Origin of the sequence: Micromonospora sp. NBC_01412 (genome assembly GCF_045040215.1) — a bacterium.
Taxonomy (GTDB): domain Bacteria; phylum Actinomycetota; class Actinomycetes; order Mycobacteriales; family Micromonosporaceae; genus Micromonospora; species Micromonospora rubida.
The window spans coordinates 5,083,754-5,100,884 of record NZ_CP109528.1 but is presented as its reverse complement, the minus strand read 5'-3'; the positions used below and the strand labels follow the sequence as shown (position 1 = coordinate 5,100,884).

At 69.0% G+C, this 17,131-nt stretch carries 16 protein-coding genes and 2 pseudogenes; 9 read left to right on the top strand and 9 right to left on the bottom strand.

The annotated features are described in order from the left end of the window. Both OG617_RS23345 and OG617_RS23340 read right to left on the bottom strand, forming a co-directional pair. Positions 1-1,203, bottom strand: coding sequence for a helix-turn-helix domain-containing protein (locus OG617_RS23345; protein ID WP_405095115.1), 1,203 nt, complete (start codon positions 1,201-1,203; stop codon positions 1-3). Beyond that, positions 1,190-1,360: a hypothetical protein gene (locus OG617_RS23340; RefSeq protein ID WP_396683423.1), complete on the bottom strand. Its 171-nt coding sequence runs from the start codon at positions 1,358-1,360 to the stop codon at positions 1,190-1,192. Before OG617_RS23340 ends, OG617_RS23345 begins: the two co-directional genes overlap by 14 nt. A 141-nt stretch (positions 1,361-1,501) precedes the next feature. Here OG617_RS23340 and OG617_RS23335 point away from each other — a divergent pair, with 141 nt between their 5' ends. Together OG617_RS23335 and OG617_RS23330 are read left to right on the top strand one after the other, a co-directional pair. Next, complete coding sequence (locus OG617_RS23335; protein ID WP_405095114.1) at positions 1,502-2,260, top strand: helix-turn-helix domain-containing protein; 759 nt, start codon at positions 1,502-1,504, stop codon at positions 2,258-2,260. Between the two features lie 83 nt (positions 2,261-2,343). Then, entirely contained in the window at positions 2,344-2,925 is a 582-nt protein-coding gene (locus OG617_RS23330) for an HD family hydrolase (protein WP_405095113.1), read from the top strand. Positions 2,926-3,401: 476 nt separating this feature from the next. Here OG617_RS23330 and OG617_RS23325 read toward each other — a convergent pair whose 3' ends face one another. After that, on the bottom strand, positions 3,402-3,623 hold the full coding sequence (locus OG617_RS23325; protein ID WP_405095112.1) for a hypothetical protein: 222 nt from the start codon (positions 3,621-3,623) through the stop codon (positions 3,402-3,404). Positions 3,624-3,831: 208 nt separating this feature from the next. Next, positions 3,832-4,242 (bottom strand): hypothetical protein, encoded by a 411-nt coding sequence (locus OG617_RS23320; protein ID WP_405095111.1) that lies wholly within the window; start codon positions 4,240-4,242, stop codon positions 3,832-3,834. A gap of 359 nt (positions 4,243-4,601) precedes the next feature. On the opposite strand from OG617_RS23320, the gene OG617_RS23315 reads away from it, so the two are divergent. Then, positions 4,602-5,144 carry a toll/interleukin-1 receptor domain-containing protein gene (locus tag OG617_RS23315; RefSeq protein WP_405095110.1) on the top strand — a complete coding sequence of 181 codons (543 nt, stop codon included), beginning with the start codon at positions 4,602-4,604 and terminating at the stop codon, positions 5,142-5,144. 170 nt (positions 5,145-5,314) lie between these two features. Here OG617_RS23315 and OG617_RS23310 read toward each other — a convergent pair whose 3' ends face one another. Beyond that, a complete protein-coding gene (locus OG617_RS23310) occupies positions 5,315-5,749 on the bottom strand; it encodes a hypothetical protein (RefSeq protein ID WP_405095109.1) in 435 nt (144 codons plus the stop codon). A 155-nt stretch (positions 5,750-5,904) separates the two neighbouring features. On the opposite strand from OG617_RS23310, the gene OG617_RS23305 reads away from it, so the two are divergent. Next, positions 5,905-6,186, top strand: a complete 282-nt coding sequence (locus OG617_RS23305) for an LPXTG cell wall anchor domain-containing protein (protein WP_405095108.1) — start codon at positions 5,905-5,907, stop codon at positions 6,184-6,186. 179 nt (positions 6,187-6,365) lie between these two features. On the opposite strand, the gene OG617_RS23300 is transcribed toward OG617_RS23305, so the two are convergent. Then, positions 6,366-7,103, bottom strand: a complete 738-nt coding sequence (locus OG617_RS23300; RefSeq protein WP_405095107.1) for a TioE family transcriptional regulator — start codon at positions 7,101-7,103, stop codon at positions 6,366-6,368. Positions 7,104-7,157: 54 nt separating this feature from the next. Here OG617_RS23300 and OG617_RS23295 point away from each other — a divergent pair, with 54 nt between their 5' ends. The 4 genes and pseudogenes from OG617_RS23295 to OG617_RS23280 all read left to right on the top strand — a co-directional run. Then, complete coding sequence (locus tag OG617_RS23295; protein WP_405095106.1) at positions 7,158-8,747, top strand: DUF6194 family protein; 1,590 nt, start codon at positions 7,158-7,160, stop codon at positions 8,745-8,747. Positions 8,748-9,073: 326 nt separating this feature from the next. Continuing rightward, positions 9,074-9,154: pseudogene (locus tag OG617_RS23290) on the top strand (site-specific integrase); the annotation flags it as partial. A gap of 81 nt (positions 9,155-9,235) precedes the next feature. Further along, positions 9,236-10,468: an IS4 family transposase gene (locus tag OG617_RS23285; RefSeq protein WP_405103918.1), complete on the top strand. Its 1,233-nt coding sequence runs from the start codon at positions 9,236-9,238 to the stop codon at positions 10,466-10,468. A gap of 208 nt (positions 10,469-10,676) precedes the next feature. Continuing rightward, positions 10,677-11,099: pseudogene (locus OG617_RS23280) on the top strand (tyrosine-type recombinase/integrase); the annotation flags it as partial. Positions 11,100-11,246: 147 nt separating this feature from the next. On the opposite strand, the gene OG617_RS23275 reads toward OG617_RS23280, so the two are convergent. From OG617_RS23275 to OG617_RS23265, 3 genes are all read right to left on the bottom strand, one after another. Then, positions 11,247-11,489: a hypothetical protein gene (locus tag OG617_RS23275; protein ID WP_405095105.1), complete on the bottom strand. Its 243-nt coding sequence runs from the start codon at positions 11,487-11,489 to the stop codon at positions 11,247-11,249. Positions 11,490-11,491: 2 nt separating this feature from the next. Next, positions 11,492-12,694 (bottom strand): helix-turn-helix domain-containing protein, encoded by a 1,203-nt coding sequence (locus OG617_RS23270; protein WP_405095104.1) that lies wholly within the window; start codon positions 12,692-12,694, stop codon positions 11,492-11,494. 336 nt (positions 12,695-13,030) lie between these two features. Further along, entirely contained in the window at positions 13,031-14,179 is a 1,149-nt protein-coding gene (locus OG617_RS23265; RefSeq protein ID WP_405103916.1) for a helix-turn-helix domain-containing protein, read from the bottom strand. 951 nt (positions 14,180-15,130) lie between these two features. Here OG617_RS23265 and OG617_RS23260 point away from each other — a divergent pair. Then, complete coding sequence (locus OG617_RS23260) at positions 15,131-16,342, top strand: low temperature requirement protein A (protein WP_405095103.1); 1,212 nt, start codon at positions 15,131-15,133, stop codon at positions 16,340-16,342. The last annotated feature ends 789 nt before the right edge of the window (positions 16,343-17,131 follow it).

Sequence of the window (17,131 nt, the reverse complement as noted above, 5' to 3'; positions counted from 1 at the left end):
TCAGCCGATCCCGAGGGTGGCGGCGAGGTGGATGAGCGTCGTTGGGGCGGTGGGGTCGCGGGCGACCTGGGCGAGCACGTCCCGGACGGCTGGTCGGTGGCGGATCTCGGCCGGCGCAACGCGGTCGGCCTCCATCAGTGCCCGGCCGGCACTGATCGGGTCGTCGGTCTGGAGGTACGCGCGGGCGGCGTCGATCAGGTGCGCGGCGCGATGTTCGGCGGGCAGCCACCGCCAGCCGTCCCGGGTGGTCGCTTTCTCGTGCCAGGCCACGGCGTCCCCGCCGTAGCCCAGCTCTACCGCTGCGGCGACCCGGGCCAACTCCACCGCCGTCGGCCCGAACCCGGTGCGGTGGTGGTCATGCCCGTCGCCGACTCGGGCGGCCAGGGCGGCGGCCTCGTCGAGCAGCTCGGCCACCGCCGCGTCGTCGCCGTGACGGGCGGCGGCCAACGCCGCCTGGAGGAGCAGTGTCCCGCACAGGGACAACTCCGGGGGTAGGCCGAACTCGATCACCGGTGGGGCGATCCGGTAGGCGGCGGCCAGCATCGCCGACTTCGCCACCCGCACCTGCCCCGACGCGCGCAGCACCTGGCCGAGCTGCGCCGCTGCGGCGGCCACCAGCACTCGGTCACCCGTGGCTGCGATCATCGCCCGGTCGACAGCAAGCCACGCCAGGTCCGGGGCACCCAGCTTGACCAACAGCGAGGCGGTGATCCGGTACGCCTCCACCAGCGGCATCCGACCCGCCGCCGGGTCAGTGGCGTGGGTGCGTTCCACGTCGGCCAGCAGATCCGGCAGCAGGTCGACCAGGCGTGGGTAGCGTGCGTGCTGAAAGGTCGTCCAGGCGTGCGCGACCTGGCGGGCCATCTGGACTGCCGGCAGCACTGGCCGGCTGCCTGCGGGTCTGCCGAGGGGAATCTCGTACCGGGACAGCGCCGCCCGGATCCGCTCGACCTCTGCGGTCCGCTCGATCACCGCGGCGGGCTGGACGTCCCGACCGAGCAGCACCGCAGTGTCGATGCGCAGGACGGTGGCGACCTCCTGGAGGGTCGACACCTTGTCCAGAGAGCGGACACCGCGCTCGACCTTGTCCACCCAGCTCTTCGACTTGCCCAACCGGTCGGCGAACACCTGCTGCGACAGCTTCCGCCGCCCCCGCCAGTACGCCACCCGCCGCCCGACCGGCAACACCTCAGCGCTGCTCACGACGCCACCGCCGGTCCGGCATCGCCCGGGTGGTCTCCTCCGCCGGTATCCGATCCGCCTGAGCCTGGGCGAGAAGCCGCTGCTTCGCCGCCTCTCGCTCAGCAGCCTGAATCTGCTCGCCCCGGCTCACCGCCGGCTCGTTGCCATCACCCTGCATCCCCACCTCCATCAGCAGAAGCGCGGCGGTAGACCGGCCGTCGCATGTCCACATTGACGCTGGAACGTCACCAACCGCGACGGCACAAGATGCGGCAAACCGACCACATAGCTGGCGACATTCAGACGACATACCGCTATCGTGGCGGTCATGACCGTCCCGAACACCGCCCTACGCGCAGTCCGTACCGGGATGCGCATGAGTCAGGACGATTTCGCTCGCGCACTCCAGGCCGCCGGCCAACGCGTCGGCGAGCCCAACGACGCCAACAAGAGACTCGTCCAGCGATGGGAATCCGGCGCGATCGCCGCACCACGACCCGTCTACGCCCGCGCGTTGGAGGTCGTCACCGGCCTACCCATCTCACTGCTCGGCTTCGCCGCAGTGCCCGGCGAACATGTCGCTCAAGACCAGCACGGTGGTCACGACCTGACATCTCCCATGTCCAGCCTGGCCACGCCGACGCCAACGTCCAGGCCAGCCACAGTCCACAGGTCATACGAGGGCGTGTGGCTCAGCCGCTACCAGTACTACTCCAGCGGTCGGGGTGACTCCTTCGCCGGGCAGCACTTCGTAGTTGTGCTTCAGCACGGCGACCGGCTGACCGCGCGCAGCTTGCCTGGCTCGGCGGCATCGTCTCTGTCACTCGATCTGACCGTTGACGGTGCCGTTGTCACTGGCACCTGGGTGGAACAGACCGATTCGGCCGGCTACTACCGAGGCGCCCGCTATCACGGCGCGATCCAACTCCTGGCCGAGCCCACGGGCCGACGGATGGCTGGAAAGTGGATTGGGTTCGGCAAGGACATGGACGTCAACACTGGCCCGTGGGAGCTGGTTTTCCGGGATGCCTCGACCTCCAAAGCGACGCTCGATCGGTACAACACGTCGACGACGTAGCGCGCGGGCTCTTCCTGCCCTGCTCCGCAGGAGTTCCGATCCCTGCCCTGCCCGAAGGCAGCAGTCTCCACGGAAAGAGTCAGATGAGCGAGGACCAGTACTCCGCCGCGATGAGGTTCATCTTCGAGGCTGGCGTCCTGAAACGTGCAGCTCCTACCGGCTGGTGGTTCGCCGGGGTCAAGCACCCCGAAACCATCGCCGAGCACTCCCACCGCACCGCCCTGATCGGCATGATCCTCGCCGCCATGGAAGGAGCCGACCCCGCCCGCGTCACCATGCTCTGCGTCCTGCACGACACCCAGGAAACCCGCACCACCGACCTGCCCCACATAGCCAAGCGCTACCTCACCGCCGCACCCAACACCACCATCACCGCAGACCAGATCGCCGACTGCCCACCCGCCGTCACCGACACCATCACCGCCGCCGTCACCGAGTACGAAGCCGGCGAAACCCTCGAAGCCGTCGTCGCCCGCGACGCCGACAAACTCGAATGCCTCGTCCAAGCCGTCGAGTACCGCCACCAGGGCATCGACAACGTCCAACGCTGGATCGACAGCAGCCGCGCCGCGCTAAAGACCACCTCAGCGCACCGACTCGCCGATGCGGCATCGATCGGCCAACCCCTCGCCTGGCTCACACCACCGCCGCAACCGACGAGCTGACCCCTCGGTTGTAAGTTCTGGGCGCTTCGTCCAGCCCAGTCCGCACGTGCTTCTAACCTCGGGTGGTAGTCCATCGCTGTTCGGCTTCGGCCCGGGGCCTGTCTGGCCCTGTTGCTGTCACCGTTGCTGTCGACAGTGCAGGGCGACGGGCACGGCTGACTCAGCGCCTACGATACGCCCGTGGAGAGCCTTGGGGCGGTCGCACTGGTGCTCTGCGGCACGCTGAGTTGCCTGTTCGTCTGCCTAATGCTGTGCGCCGTCGCTGCGGCATGGGCCTCTTGGCCCAGCCGTCGCCAGTGACCCGTTGCCCGTCACACCAACTACAGAGGTTGAAAAGGAACTGAGAACAGCTATCCCGCTACCAGCGGCGACACCGTCCGACACCTGCTCACCCGGCGTCTCAGGCTGTCATGGTTGTTCCCTGGTTGACGACATTTCACGGTGTCTTGTGCCCCCTGTGTGCCCCGGGACCCCCGCTACCACTTCCGACGCCATTCGAGGCGACCTCGATGCGCCACCGCCGGGGCGTCCCCTCGCTGGACGTACAGCACCTCGTCCTCAACCCACCAGACGTCGCCGACGCGGAGGAAGACCGGAACTTCCAACGTCAGGGCAAGGAGACAGCCGTCCGAGCTGCCAGGCAGCCCTTCCAGGTCATCCACTAGCTCCATCCGGCCTGCGGCGACGGGCTCGGTCATCACGCCACCATTTTGCCGATCCCCGTGCGGCCCGGACGACTCCTTGACCCCCAGGCAACCAACACAACCGCCCGACCTGCTCCCCTGCGATACCTGTGCTGTGGGAACGGTCCTCCGGTGTCCACGCTCGTCCGCTGGCGTCCGCTCCGATCGTCACTCAGTTAGTCCCTCAGGTCCTGCCACTCGCGCTGTTGCCGAGTACGTGCCGTCACTCGCCGCGATCAGACCGTCGTACGAATGGGGCCAACCGCTCCCCCTCCTTGAGGTCCTCCCGCCAGTAGCGGTAGACGAGCCCTGTCACGATCCCGACAGAGGCCGCCGCAACAACACAGGGGACGATCCCGCAACCGCCCTCGGCGTCAACGTCAAACGCCACAACCACAGGCGGCTCTTCACCGACGTAGCGGCGTACGGTCTCACGCTCGCCGGACGTGGGCTTCCGAAACCGGGGATCAGAAAAGCGGGTCGGGCAGGCCAGGTAGTCGACGTCTGTGAAGACCAGCTCCAAGCCGTGGTGGTACGTCAGGTCGTACCCGGCGGCGAGCCGCAACTCCGACCCGTTCCACCCAAGCACCTCCCAGTCCCACCACGAACCCTCTGGCAACCGCACGACCGTCACGCCCACGATGGTCCCATGAACCGGAGGTCAGCCCTCCCGCCCAGCGACCCACATTGGATCGCAATTGGCCCCTCGTGTCATCGACCCGTCCTTGCGGGGAGCAGGCCGCCACCCGGCCCGCCACGTCAAGCAGACCTTGACGCACTTACGGACGCTGCCGGAACAGACCGAGCCGGCTCTCGTGTCACGGACCGCGCCCCCAGCGGACACCGCCACAGTGGCGCGGTTGACCCAACCTCGCCCGGCACGGACCCGGCCCCCGGGGTCGGAGCTGGCCACCGGCGGCCACCCCTCCCCCTCCTAGGTGAGTAGTTGACCTGCCCCTGAGCGGCTGCGGAGCCGGCTCCTGGACGACCAGCGTGCCGTCGCGCGGCCGCCGCCCCCATGCTTGGGGCTTGCCGCGCGGACCCGGAACGCCCTTCCCGGCGCCACGCAGAGGCGCGGCGCGGCCGGCTGCCGGCGACGAACCTCCATCACTCTCTCCGCTATCCGTCTACGGCGGCCCCGAGCTCCCTTGCCATGCCTGGGGTGACCGGCTCGGCGCCGCGAAGGAGTTGCACGACCTGCTCGAGTCCCTTGACGTGACGGTCTGGTTCAGCGAGAAGGACGTTGGCCTCGGTAAATCGTTGGTCCGTGAGATCGACAAGGGACTGAGGCAGTCCCGGATCGGCATCGTGCTGGTGACACCGGCGCTGTTCACCAGCCTCGAGGCTGAGGGGGTCGCTGACAAGGAGCTCTCCGCATTGCTCGCGACCGACCGCGTCATTCCTGTTGTGCACGGTACGACGTTCGAGGCTCTCCGGGACGTCAGCCCCTTGCTTGCCGCGCGTTCCGGATTGAGCACCGAGGCGTCATCACTGGAGGCCATCGCCGCCAAGATCGCCGACACGGTGCGTGTCTAGGACCTGTTCCGGGCGCTCCGCCCGGTGCGGCACGGGGCGTCGGGCGACCGCTCATCGACACGTCAGCATGCTCTGGCGCCGAAGCGCCGCTGGCCGCCAACAATCTGCTGCGACAGGCTCGCGGCCAGTTGCGCGGGCGCAGCCTGCCGCAGGTGGAGATGGTTGCAGAGTTACGCCTGGCTGAGAAGGTGACGTGAAGGGCTATAGTCGATCTTCGTGTCGGCGTAGACGCCGAGAGTGTCGTCCTTCAGGCACCTGAGGCCGACACTGACCCAGCGCACCTCGCCGTCGTCAAAGAGCGCATAGCCAACCGCGACGGCGAACTCCTCACCTCCGCAGGGGCAGGAGCAAGACTCGTGGTCAGTCCCGGCCCAGTGTTCGGCGCTGTCGCCGATGAAGGCGACCGCGCCGCAGGTAAGGCATGCCCGCTGGGTCGCTTCCTCCTCGTCGATGCTGACGCGGAAGGTACAGCCGTCGCACCCGCTGCATCGGGACTCCACCACCGTGGCTACCGGATAACCTCCTGCCCTGAAGTAGCGGATGTACTCGGCGAGGTCGTCGAAGTTGTCCCCACGCCACAGCTTTCCGGACTTGTCGAGCGTCACCCCAGCATTCTGCCTGGTGCCGGGCCGTTTGCCGTATCCGCTCATCGGCACGACCGCGCACAAGTGCCACCGCACGTTTTGTCACGGGCCGTGACGCCCGTCGGCGGCATGAGCGGGTACCCCGTCCAGATGCGAGCTTCTTCTACCGTGATGACATGCAGTGGTATCTCTTGCTCGCTGGCATCGGGCTCGCGACGGGCATCACGGTCCTGATCTTCAAGCGCAGACGTCGTCGGCCACAGAGCGTCGAGGAGAAGGCGGCTGCCGCGCGAGCCGCCATGCGATCCATACGCCGTAACTCGCCGCGCTCTGGTCGCGACATCTTCCAGCGGGGCCAAGGCGTTCCCGACCGGCACTCCGCCGCCATCGCGGAGAACGCCGCCTATGGAGACGCTGCGAACTTCGATACTGGCGGTGGCGGCGGGGGAACGGACTGAAACCCCACCGTCACCCGCCCAGCCGTGCTTGCCGGACTGCCGAACGCACCCTTCTCGGCACGGCCGTTACACCTGACGCCCGCGAACCCGATCTCGCTCCGTTGGGGTCGGATCAACGGCTACCTGTAGAGGCCCTCGTAGCTTGTAGTAGCAGGCGGCGGGCAGCGATCAGGATCAACTCAGCCGTACGTGGGCCTGACGCCGCTGCCGAGGTAGTCGGCGAGCCGGGCGGCCCCGGTGAGCATGGCCTTGCCGCGCTCGGTGAGCCGTTCCCGCCACTGACGCAGCGACGCGGCGAGCGGTTCGGCGCCGCCAGCGTCGCGTACCCGACGCAGCACGCCGGCGATGTGGTCGAGCCGGTACCCCGCGCGGCGCAGCAGGTGAGCGAGCTCTGCGTCGCGGATGTCGTCTGGTGAGTAGGCGCGGTAGCGGGTCGCCGGATCGCGTACCGGCTGCAAGATCCCGGCCCGCTCCCACTTGCGCAGGGTCGCCGCCCGTACGCCGAGCCGGTGTGCCAGTGCGCTGATCGGGACGGCCTTGCGGCTCTGCGGTTCACGCTGCGTCCCGGTGAGGATAGCGACCGCCGCCTCGACCGCGTTCAGGGTCTCCCGGTCGCGCTGTAGCAGGGCATGACTGTCGTCGATCGCGCGCAACGCCGTGTCGATCTCGCCCCGGTTGACCGCGCGCATGATCTCGCCGCTGGTCGCGTAGCCATGGCCGGGTATCAGCGCGAGATAGGCGCTCAGTGCCTTGGCGTGTACCTCGGTGAACCGGCGGTAGCCGTTCGAGCTGCGCTCGGCCGGCGGTAGGACGCCGTCGCGTTCGTAGTTGCGCACGGCCTGCGTGGAGAGGCCGTGCACGCGGGCGAGGTCGGTTGGTCGGCGTACCCCGGTGTTTGAGGGTTTCGAAGCCTTCATCACGCTCAATCGGTCAGAAGTCTCGATCGGTAGTTCAACGATACCGTCAATGCAATGATGTCCTTTCTTGACCTGCTTGCCGTACCGCCGGCCCTGCTCGCGCTCGGCGAGCCGACACATGGCGAGTCTGCCTTCCTGCAGATCCGCAACGACGCCTTCGCCTCGCTGGCCGAGCGCGGCTACCGGTCGATCGCGCTGGAAAGCGACCGGGCCGCCGGGCTGATCGCCGACGAGTTCGTGCAAGGCGGCGCCGCCGTGACGCTCGACCGCGCGCTCGCCGAAGGGTTCAGCCACCAGTTCGGTGCCGCCCCGGCCAACCGCGACCTGCTGCTCTGGATGCGCGACTGGAATACCGGAAGGCCGGCTGCCGAACGCCTGACGTTTCACGGCTTCGACGCCCCGCTGGAGATGGAGGGTGCCCCGAGTCCGCGGCGCTACCTTTCCCAGGTGTGCGACTTCCTCGGCTGCGACCGGGCGGAGGAGATCGACGGCCTGATCGGTGACGAGGCCCAGTGGAGCGATCCGGCAGCGATATGGGAACCGGGAAGGTCGATCGGGCGCTCGGGCGCCGCCCAGCGCCTGCGGGTGATCGCCGACGACCTGCTGACCGAGCTGTACCTGCAGGCGCCCCGGCGGGCCGACGGCTGTTGGGCGGCTTTCGTACAGGCGACGAGCGCGGTCGCACTGCTGCGCTACCACGCCGAGGCCGCAGCGCCGCTCCCGCAGGAGGAACGCTTCGCCCGCCTGGCCGCGGTCCGGGACGCGCTGATGGCCGAGAACCTGCTCGCGATCCGCTCGGCCGAGGCGCACCGCGGGCCGACGCTGGTCTTCGCGCACAACGGGCACCTGCAGCGCCACCCGAGCACGATGACGATGGCCGGAATCGAGCTGTCCTGGTTCAGCGCCGGCGCGATCGTCGGTTCCCTGCTCGGCGACCGCTACGCGGTGATCGTCGGCAGCCTCGGCGCGAGTCCCGCGCTCGGCATCGAGGAGCCCTCCCCTTCGACGTATGAAGGCAAACTCCAGCAAAATACTTATCTGCCCCGATACGTCCGCACGTCCGATGTGCAACCGGCCGAGCAGAGGACACATGACTACCGCTACTTCCCGCTGGATCAGGCCACCATCGAGCACGCGGATGCGGTGCTGCACATTCCGACCGGGATCGACCCGGCTGTGCTCACCGATCGGATTCTCGCGCTGCCTGGCGTCGAGCAGCTCGTGTCGAGCGAGGAGAACGGGTCGCCGGAAGTCGCCTGGGGCGACCGGCTGTTCTACGTCGGCCCGGACCGCCGCCAGCCGTTCGCCACCATTGTCGAACACGACGTGCCCGGTTTCGACGAGGCCTCCCAACTCGACCGCCCTGGCGTCTTCCGGCTCAACCTGGACCTGGGCCGAGCCGAGTTCGAGAGGCTTTTCGGCTTCCCGCCCAAGGACTTCGAGGAACACCGGCACGGGTTCGACTTCGCCCGGTTGGACACCTTCGTGCCACACCCGGGCTACGCGCTCTACGGCTTCGGCAGCATCATCATGCCCGGCCCGCAGATGCTTCCCGAGATCGACCGGCTGCTCACGATCGCCCACGCCCGAGCGGTCGACCGCCACGAGCGCGCAGCACGCCGGACGACCGACCAGCGAGGCTGACACCACGAGGCCCCGCAGCGGACCAGCGCGGCACGGCTGATCCCAACGTCATCACCAGCATCGGCCCGATGGCGCGCGTCCGCAGACACACTCATCTCGACATGACAGGACGTTTGGCCGGAGGCTGACCTGCCGCCCCTAGATCGCCGGACCCTGTCGCACATCACCTGGCGGAACCGCGTCGCACATCAGCTGACCGATCACATCTACTTGCTCAGGGTCGGTGCCGCCGCTCCATGCCGAGCCACCCAAGGCGCTCTACGCCGCGTAGACGACCATCGCGTCATCGCGCTTGTTGCGCGGCCAACGCGCGCCCTGCGGGTCGGCGCCCCGACGGTGACCCGCCGGTCCCGCCGTCCATCGCGGTATGGCACTCGGTCCGCGCTGGCGGCGACACCAAGACCCAATGCCGTTCAGATAAGGCAGTGGTGCTGGTCAGCGTGGTGTGCTGACGGAGGCTGATCGGGGCCGTACGGTTGCCGGTCGTGATGCCACTGGTGCAGCCCTCGGGCCGGTTGACCGACCACATCGGGTTGGGGGTGCTCTCGGCGCGGTTCCACCGCGATCTGATCGAGGAAGTGATCAACCGGACCGGGTGTCGGGAGAAGCGTAGCCGTCGACTGCCGGCGCACGTGATGATCCGGTACGTGATCGCGATGGGCCTGTACGCCCAGGAGTCTGCCGAGGAGGTGATGCGTCGGCTGGTCGGTGGCCTGCGCGCGATGGGTTCGTGGTCGGATGACTGGGAGGTCCCGACCGGCTCGGCGATCAGTCAGGCCCGGCGACGTCTCGGTGTGGCGCCGGTGAGGGAGCTGTTCGATCGGGCGGCGGTGCCGGTGGCGGGCTCGGGCACCAAAGGCGCGTGGTTGGCCCGACGTCGCCTGATGGCCATCGACGGGACCAGCTTCGTTGTGGCCGACACGTCGGCGAACGTGGAACGATTCGGCCGGATGGGATCCGGGCCGGCAGCGTCGGCGTATCCGAAGGTGCAGGTCACCGCGGTCGTCGAGTGCGGCAGCCGGGCGGTCATTGGGGCGGTGATCGGGGCGTGTTCGACTGGGGAACGCACCCAGGCCGCTGACCTGACGCCGGTGGTGGAGCCGGGGATGCTGCTCCTGGCTGACAGCGGCTTCTACTCCTTCGAGTTGTTCGACCGGTTCGCCGCCACCGGCGCGGACCTGGCCTGGCGGGTCGGGGCGTCGGTGTCACTCGGACTGGTGCGGTGGCTACCCGACGGTTCCTACCTGGCGTTGATCTACCGACCCGGGCTCGCCGCCGAGCGGCGCCGCCGGCTGGCCCGGACGGTGACCGACGGTGGTGAGGTTCCCGCCGATACCGCCCGCCTCGTGCGGGTCGTGGACTACACCGTGCCCGACCGTCATCCCGACGGCGAACTGATCACCGTGATCACCACCATCCACGACCCACACGAGGTGTCCGGAGTGGACCTCGCCACCGCCTATCACGAACGGTGGGAGCAGGAGTCCGCGTTCAACGAGATCAAGAGCGACCTGCGTGGCCGTGGTGAGGTTGTCCGCTCGAAGACCCCTGACCTGGTCGAACAACAGATGTGGGGGCTGCTGTTGGCGCACTACGCGATCCGGGCCCTGCTGGTCGACGCCGCCGACGAGGCCGGCTACGACCCCGACCGGCTCTCGTTCATACGCGGCCTGCGCCTCGTCCGCCGCCAGGTCACCGACCAGGCGGCCATTTCCCCCTGAGCGCCTGATCAACGCCATCACCGAGGCCCACACCGAGATCCTGCGCCACCGGCTACCCCCGCGTCGACACCGCACCTGCCCACGAACGATCAAACGCGCCCGCCACAACTCCTACCGCGTCAAACGACCCACAGACCGCATCATCCGCCACGACGGCCCACCCACACCCACCCTGGCCTGCCCAAACGCCTTACCTTAACGGCATTGCACCAAGACCCGGAAGTCTCGGCGCACTCTCGCACTGCCGCTGCGATGCGTGGTCGCACTGCGGCGGCACCGGGCACTACAACACCGGGACCGGGAAAAGGCGGGCAAGGATTGGCAGCCCGGAAACCTCGTATTCGCCAGTTCGACCGGCAGCGCCCTGGACGCGGCCAACGTCCGGCGAGCGTTCCGGCGGGTCGCCGCCAAGGCCGGACTGACCGCCGCCGACTGGACGCCCCGAGAACTGCGGCACAGCTTCGTCTCGGTGCTGTCGAGTAGCGGCGTGAGCTTGGAAGACATCGCCGACCTGTGCGGGCACTCCGGCACCACGGTCACGGAGAAGGTCTACCGGCACCAACTCCGGCCGGTGCTACTCAGCGGCGCGGTCGCCATGGATCGCATCTTCGCGCTGACCCCGGAAGGCTAGTCACTCAGTTAGATACTCAGGACGTGAAAGAGGGCACATCCGTCGATTGGATGTGCCCTCTGACCTGGTGGGCGATGCTGGTATCGAACCAGCGACCTCTTCGGTGTGAACTCTCGGCAGCGCGGTCGGATCGGGTGTCGTCCGAGGTCATCCGTCCTGCTGAGGGTCGTCGCGGTCGGGTGTGGTCGGCTGGGTTGCTGTACTCCACAGCTGTACTTCCTCGGCTGCGCGGAGCATGTCACGGGCGGCGGTGGCCACCGAGCAGTCGGCGGCTGCCCGGCAGATCGGACAGCGGCCGTCGGGTCCGGGTTGATGGTCGCGGAGGACCCAGCGGGCGGTGAGAATCAGCCGGTTGCGGATCTGGGCCAGGGAAAGGAACGGCGCGGTCATCCTCAGCTCACCCCGAGGGCGGCTGCGAGTTGGATGATCGTGGCTGAGGCGTGCGGGTCGCGGGCCACCTGGGCGAGCACCTCCCGGCCGGCGGGGCGCTGGCGTACCTCGGCCGGTGCCGTGCGGTCGGCGTCGACCAGGACCCGGCCGGCGTTGATCGGGTCGTCGGCTTGGAGGTAGGCGCGGGCGGCGTCGAGCAGGTGGGCGGCGCGGTGTCCGGCGGGCAGCCACCGCCAGGCGTTCCGCTCGGTGGCCTTCTCGTGCCAGGCGACCGCGTCGCTGGCGTTGCCCAGGTCGAGGGCTGCGGCGACCCGGGCCAGGCCCACCGCTGTCGGCCCGAACGCGGTGTGGTGGTGGTCGTGGCCGTCTCCTACCCGGGTCGCCATGTCGGCGGCCTCGCCGATGAGTTCGGCGGTGGCGTGGTCGTCGCCGTGGCGGGCTGCCGCCAGAGCGGCCTGGATGAGCAGGGTCCCGCACAGCGACAGCTCGGGTGCTCGCCCTTCGTCGGGGTCAGGCGGGGCGATCCGGTAGGCAGCGGCCAGTGTCGCCGACATGGCGGCCCGCGCCCGCCCGCAGGCGCGGAGCGCCTGGCCGAGTTGCACGGTGGCGGCGGCCACCAACATGGGGTCGCCGGTGGCGGTGGCCATGGCCCGGTCGGCGGCCAGCCAGCCCAGGTCGGCCTCGCCGAGCTTCACCAGCAGCGACGCGGTCACCCGGTACGCCTCCACCAGCAGTGGACGGCCCCACCCGGGATCGTCGGCGTGGACGCGCTGCGCGCCGGCCAGCAGGTCCGGCACCAGGGCGATCACCTGCGGGTACCGGGCGTGCTCGAACATGATCCACGCGTGTTCGACGTTGCGGACCAACCGGTCGGCCGGCAGCAGGACGCGGCGGGCCGCCGGCCGGCACAGGGCGATCTCGTACGCCGACAGGGCCTCCCCAATCCGCTCGACACCCTCGACCCGCTCGGTCACCGCAGCGGGGCGGGCGTCCCGGCCGAGCAGCACGGTGGTGTCGATGCGCAGGACGGCGGCGATGCCCTGGAGCGTGGACACCTTGTCGAGGGACCGGACTCCCCGCTCGACCTTGTCGACCCAACTCTTCGACTTACCGAGCCGGTCGGCGAACACCTGCTGCGACAGCTTCCGCCGCCCCCGCCAGTACGCCACCCGCCGACCGACCGGCAACAGCTCAAGGCTGTTCACGACGCCATCGCCGGTCCGGCACCGCTCGGGTCGTCTCCTCGACCGGTATCCGCTCTGCCTCGGCCTGCGCGAGAAGCCGCCGCCTGGCCGCTTCCCGCTCCTCCGCTTCCGCCTGCTCGCCCCGGCTCGGCCCTGGATCGCGCTGCGTATCGCCCACCTGCAACCCCTTCAGAAAGGGGCGCGGCGGTGGGCTCTGGGAAGGACCGCCACCGCCGCGCCGGCTCAGGGCTGCGGCGGCAGTCGTACCCGTACAGATTCGTGCAGCCGCGCCCGTGATCAGGACACTACGGACAGCACATGTGATCGCTGGAACGCTTACGCACCACTACCAACCGACTACTGCACGGTCATGCTCATCCGCTCGCAAAGGCCACGCAGCTCTGCCGAGGTCGCACCCCCGCGCAGCAGCGACCGCACCGTCTCCCGGGCCGACGTCGACGACCGGGCATGCTGCGGGCCGACCCGTTCCGCCGCGAGCAACATCCGCACCGCGTCCCGGCCCCGACCAACAGCCTCAGCGGCCCGGCCCATGTCGAGCCAGAAGTACACCTGCCGCACCGCCGGCAGCCCGGTCAGCTCCACACCCGCGGCCGTCTGCATCGCCGCCTCCGGACGACCCGTGTCGAGCTGAAAAGCCATCCGCCACAGCGCCACGTTCCGTGGACCCCAGGCAAGATCCCAGCTCTCCGTCTCCCCGGTGTGCGCGGCGATCCGCGCCGCCTCGGCAAGATGCTCCTCGGCGCTCGCCTGGTCACGTAGGCCGGCAAGATGATGCGCCCGCGCCAGATGCAGGAAGCCGAGCACGTCCAGAGCGCCATCCGCCCCGCTGCCCGCGAGGTCGGCACCCGCCGCGTCACACAGCGCCCGCGCCGGCCCGTACGCCCCCGAGTAGGCAGACGCCCGGGCCCGGTTGGCCGCCGCCACCCCCGCCGCCACCGAATCGTCGAGCAACCCGGCCGCCTCCGCACAGCGCTCCGCCGCGAGCCACGCGTGAGCCGGATAACTGACGTTGAGCAGGGAACCCATCGCCACGCCGTACACCGGCACCATCTCCACCAACGCCGCACGCCGGTCGGTCAAACTGTGCAACGCCGGCACCAGGTCGACGAGCCGACGCAGGGCACCCGCGTAGTCACACCGCCCGTACAGAACGCGCACGAGCCCGGCCTCCCGACGCACCTGCTCGACGGTGGCCGGCACCTCCCGCCGGGCAGCCATCGGCGTGTCCATCATGATCCGCCACACCCGCTCCGCGTCGATCCGAGCAGCATCGAGCTGCCGATCGGCAGGCGTGTACGGCTGCCCGGTCAGATCGACCACCGAGCACTCAAGAGCAGCGGCCAGGTCCACGACCATGTACCGGTCCGTACGCTGCTGGCCGCGCTCGATACGCGACCAGGACGTGTGGGAGATGCCGGCGCGACTGGCGGCATGCCGGATGCTCCAACCGCGCAGTTCACGACGAGCCCGAATGCGCTCACCGATCGACGGGTCAGCAGGTATGGGGCGACGAGACATCAGCAGCGCTCCCAGGTAGAGGGCTGGTTGGCGTCCTCGTCGACCTCTACCCGACGAGCCGCCAGTTCGGACGGTACACCTGGGCCCACTCACAGTAGTAACCGCTACGCCTGCAAGCGGTATTGCTACCAAGAGCGTCCCTACCCTCGACCCCTCGCTTGTAAGTTCTGGGCGCCCTGTCCGGGCGCGTCCGTGTACGTCTATGACGTCGGGCGCTGATCCATAGCCCTCCGTCGCTGGCCCCTGACGTCCGGCCCTGTTGCTGTCACCGTTGCTGTCGACAGCAACAGGGCCACTTGCGTCCGGGGACGCACTGTCAGCTTGGGAATCGGATTGATCACGGTGGTGCGTGTTCGTGCCACCTGGCTGTCGAGCATGGGAGGGACCGGTCGATGTCATGCGACAGGCCGTTGTTGCCCCCTGCTGACCGCTCCATCGGGCACGGCTCGGGCACGGCGGCGCGTGGACTTGAACCCCTAAGCCGCCAGCCGGTTGGCAAATCCACCGAAAGTGGACCCGTCAGCCCTCTGGTCTGGCTCGCGCTCCTCGGTGTCTCTCGACCGTTCGCATACGTTTTCGGTGTCGACTGTGCCGGATCTGTGCCCGATGATCTTCGGACGCCCACGTACCTCCGACGGCCGATCGTTAGCTTGCGGGCAGCCCTGGGCGCATCGCGCGTACGAGTCAGGGTGCTGCCGGAAGAGGCGACGGCAGCTTCGATCGCTTCACCGGCCGCGCTGATGCGCCGGTCCAGGCGTCGGATCTCGGCGACGACGTCGGCCGCGATCAGTGATTCAAGCATTTTCGGTGTGGCCGGCTGGCACACTTTGTCCTGTGGAGGACGGGGCGTCCGATGGCAGGTCAGCGCGAGCGCCGCGCGGCGTTCGACCGCTACGCGAGGGCATCGGCGTAACCAGCGTGGAGCTCTTCTTCGATCTGGTGTTCGTCCTCGCGTTCATCCAGGTCGTTGCGTTGATGGAAGACGACTTCACCAGTCACGGCGTGCTGAACGGAATGCTTGCGCTGGCCCTGTTGTGGTCGACGTGGTCCATCTATGCCTGGTTGGGCAACAGCCTCCAAGCTCGGGTCGGGCTGATCCGGATCGCGCTGCTGTTTGTAACGATGGTCACCCTTGTAATGGCGGTAGCGGTCCGGCAGGCATTCACCGACCTCCGGGGCGCGGCTCTCTCCGGCCCGATGGTGTTCGTCGCATGCTTCGTGGTCGTTCGGCTGGTGCATCTGGCGCTGCGCTGGTACGCCATTCCAGACACGAGGCCGCGCATCGTCCTGCTGATCGCCGCGCCACTGTTTGTCGCCTCCGTCCTTCTGTTCTCCGCCGCCGTCCTGCCGCAGCGACTGTTCCACGACCCGTGGCTGGTCAAGGCGAGCCAGACCGGGCTCTGGATGCTTGCCATCATCATCGACTACGGACGCGCCCTGGTGATGCGGTCGTGGGGGTGGCACATCATCTCGGCCCGACACTGGGCGGAGCGGCATGGCCTCATCGTGCTCGTCGCCCTTGGCGAGTCGCTCACAGCGGTTGGCCTGATCAGTAGCAGCGTGCCGATGACTGGATCGCTCATCGCGGCCCTCGTCTTCGCCATCGTCATCGCCGCCGCATTGGGCTGGACCTATTTCGACGTCGTCGCGATCGCCGCCGAGCGGACGCTGAACCAGAACCCCGCCCAGCGCCGGGTTGCCTACGCCCGCGACGCCTACAGCTATCTGCACCTGCCGATGATCGCCGGCATCATGCTGCTCGCCCTCGGGCTGCACAAAGTGGTGACGATCATCAAAGACAACGAACTGCACCATTCGGCCGCGCGACTGGAGAGCCTGGGCCTCCACGCCCTCTACGGTGGAGCAGCCCTGTTCCTGCTCTCCCACGTCGGCTTCCAACTGCGGATCACGCGCCTGCTCAGACGGGTCATCTGGCCGCGACTGATTACCGCAGCGCTGCTGGTGGCGCTCATCCCGGCCGCCGGCCAACTTTCGGCGGTGGTAGCGCTCGGCCTGCTGGCGGCTGTCTGTGTCAGCCTGGTCATCACGGAGGTCCTCGTCGCCAGCGGGCAGCGTAAAGAACTGCGCGAGGCCGCTCTAGCCGGGGGCTTTCGGCCAGAGGGCCCCTAGACCAGGCCGGCGGGCACGCCCACAAGCTGCGCGCTGTTGCCATCCCGTCTGCCGCCGACCCGCCCGTCTGGGGAGCGGGCCGCCGCCCGGCTGCCACGTCAAGCGGACCTTGACGGCTCGTGCGGGCGCTGCCGAAACAGACTGAGTCGGCTCTCGTGTTACGGACCGCGCCCACGGCGGACACCGCCACAGTGGCGCAGTTGACCCAACCTCGCCCGGCAAGGACCCGGCTCCCGGGGTCGGAGCTGGCCACCGGCGACCACCCCTCCCCCTCCCAGGTGAGCGGTTGACCTGACCCTGAGTGGCGGTGGAGCCGGCTCCTGGACGACCGGCATGCCGCCCCGTGCGGACACCGCCCCCATGCTTGGGGCTTGCCGCGCGGACCCGGCGCGCCCTCCCTGCGCCGCGCTGCTCAGGCGCGGCCGGCTGCCGGCGGCGGACCTCCACCACTCTCTGAACTACCCCGTCTGCGGCGGCCCCTCCGGGCTTTCCGCTCTCCGCGCCAGCCGCCGGGCGTGTTGCGTGGCCGGAGTCGGAGCGCCAGCGCAGCGACGGACGCGCGCCCAGGCGGCGGCGCGTGCGGCCCGTTCAGGGCCGCCTTGATAGACGTACAGAAAGTCCTCCCACACCGGCCGGCAGCCGGCCCGGATCAGCCCGGCACCGGGATCACGGCGGGTTGACGTGTCGGTACCCGGTGCTACTCTGGCCTTCGTCGAACACGCCAGCGCGGCCTTCCTGCCGGATCGCTGGACTCGACTCCGGAGATGCTGAGCGGCCTTCCCGCCGCTG

Coding starts and splice junctions, on each gene's coding strand:
- OG617_RS23300 (WP_405095107.1), bottom strand. CDS start 7,103: ATGAAGGCTTCGAAACCCTCAAACACCGGGGTACGCCGACCAACCGAC.
- OG617_RS23330 (WP_405095113.1), top strand. CDS start 2,344: ATGAGCGAGGACCAGTACTCCGCCGCGATGAGGTTCATCTTCGAGGCT.
- OG617_RS23305 (WP_405095108.1), top strand. CDS start 5,905: ATGCAGTGGTATCTCTTGCTCGCTGGCATCGGGCTCGCGACGGGCATC.
- OG617_RS23275 (WP_405095105.1), bottom strand. CDS start 11,489: ATGACCGCGCCGTTCCTTTCCCTGGCCCAGATCCGCAACCGGCTGATT.
- OG617_RS23285 (WP_405103918.1), top strand. CDS start 9,236: ATGCCACTGGTGCAGCCCTCGGGCCGGTTGACCGACCACATCGGGTTG.
- OG617_RS23325 (WP_405095112.1), bottom strand. CDS start 3,623: ATGACCGAGCCCGTCGCCGCAGGCCGGATGGAGCTAGTGGATGACCTG.
- OG617_RS23295 (WP_405095106.1), top strand. CDS start 7,158: ATGATGTCCTTTCTTGACCTGCTTGCCGTACCGCCGGCCCTGCTCGCG.
- OG617_RS23340 (WP_396683423.1), bottom strand. CDS start 1,360: ATGCAGGGTGATGGCAACGAGCCGGCGGTGAGCCGGGGCGAGCAGATT.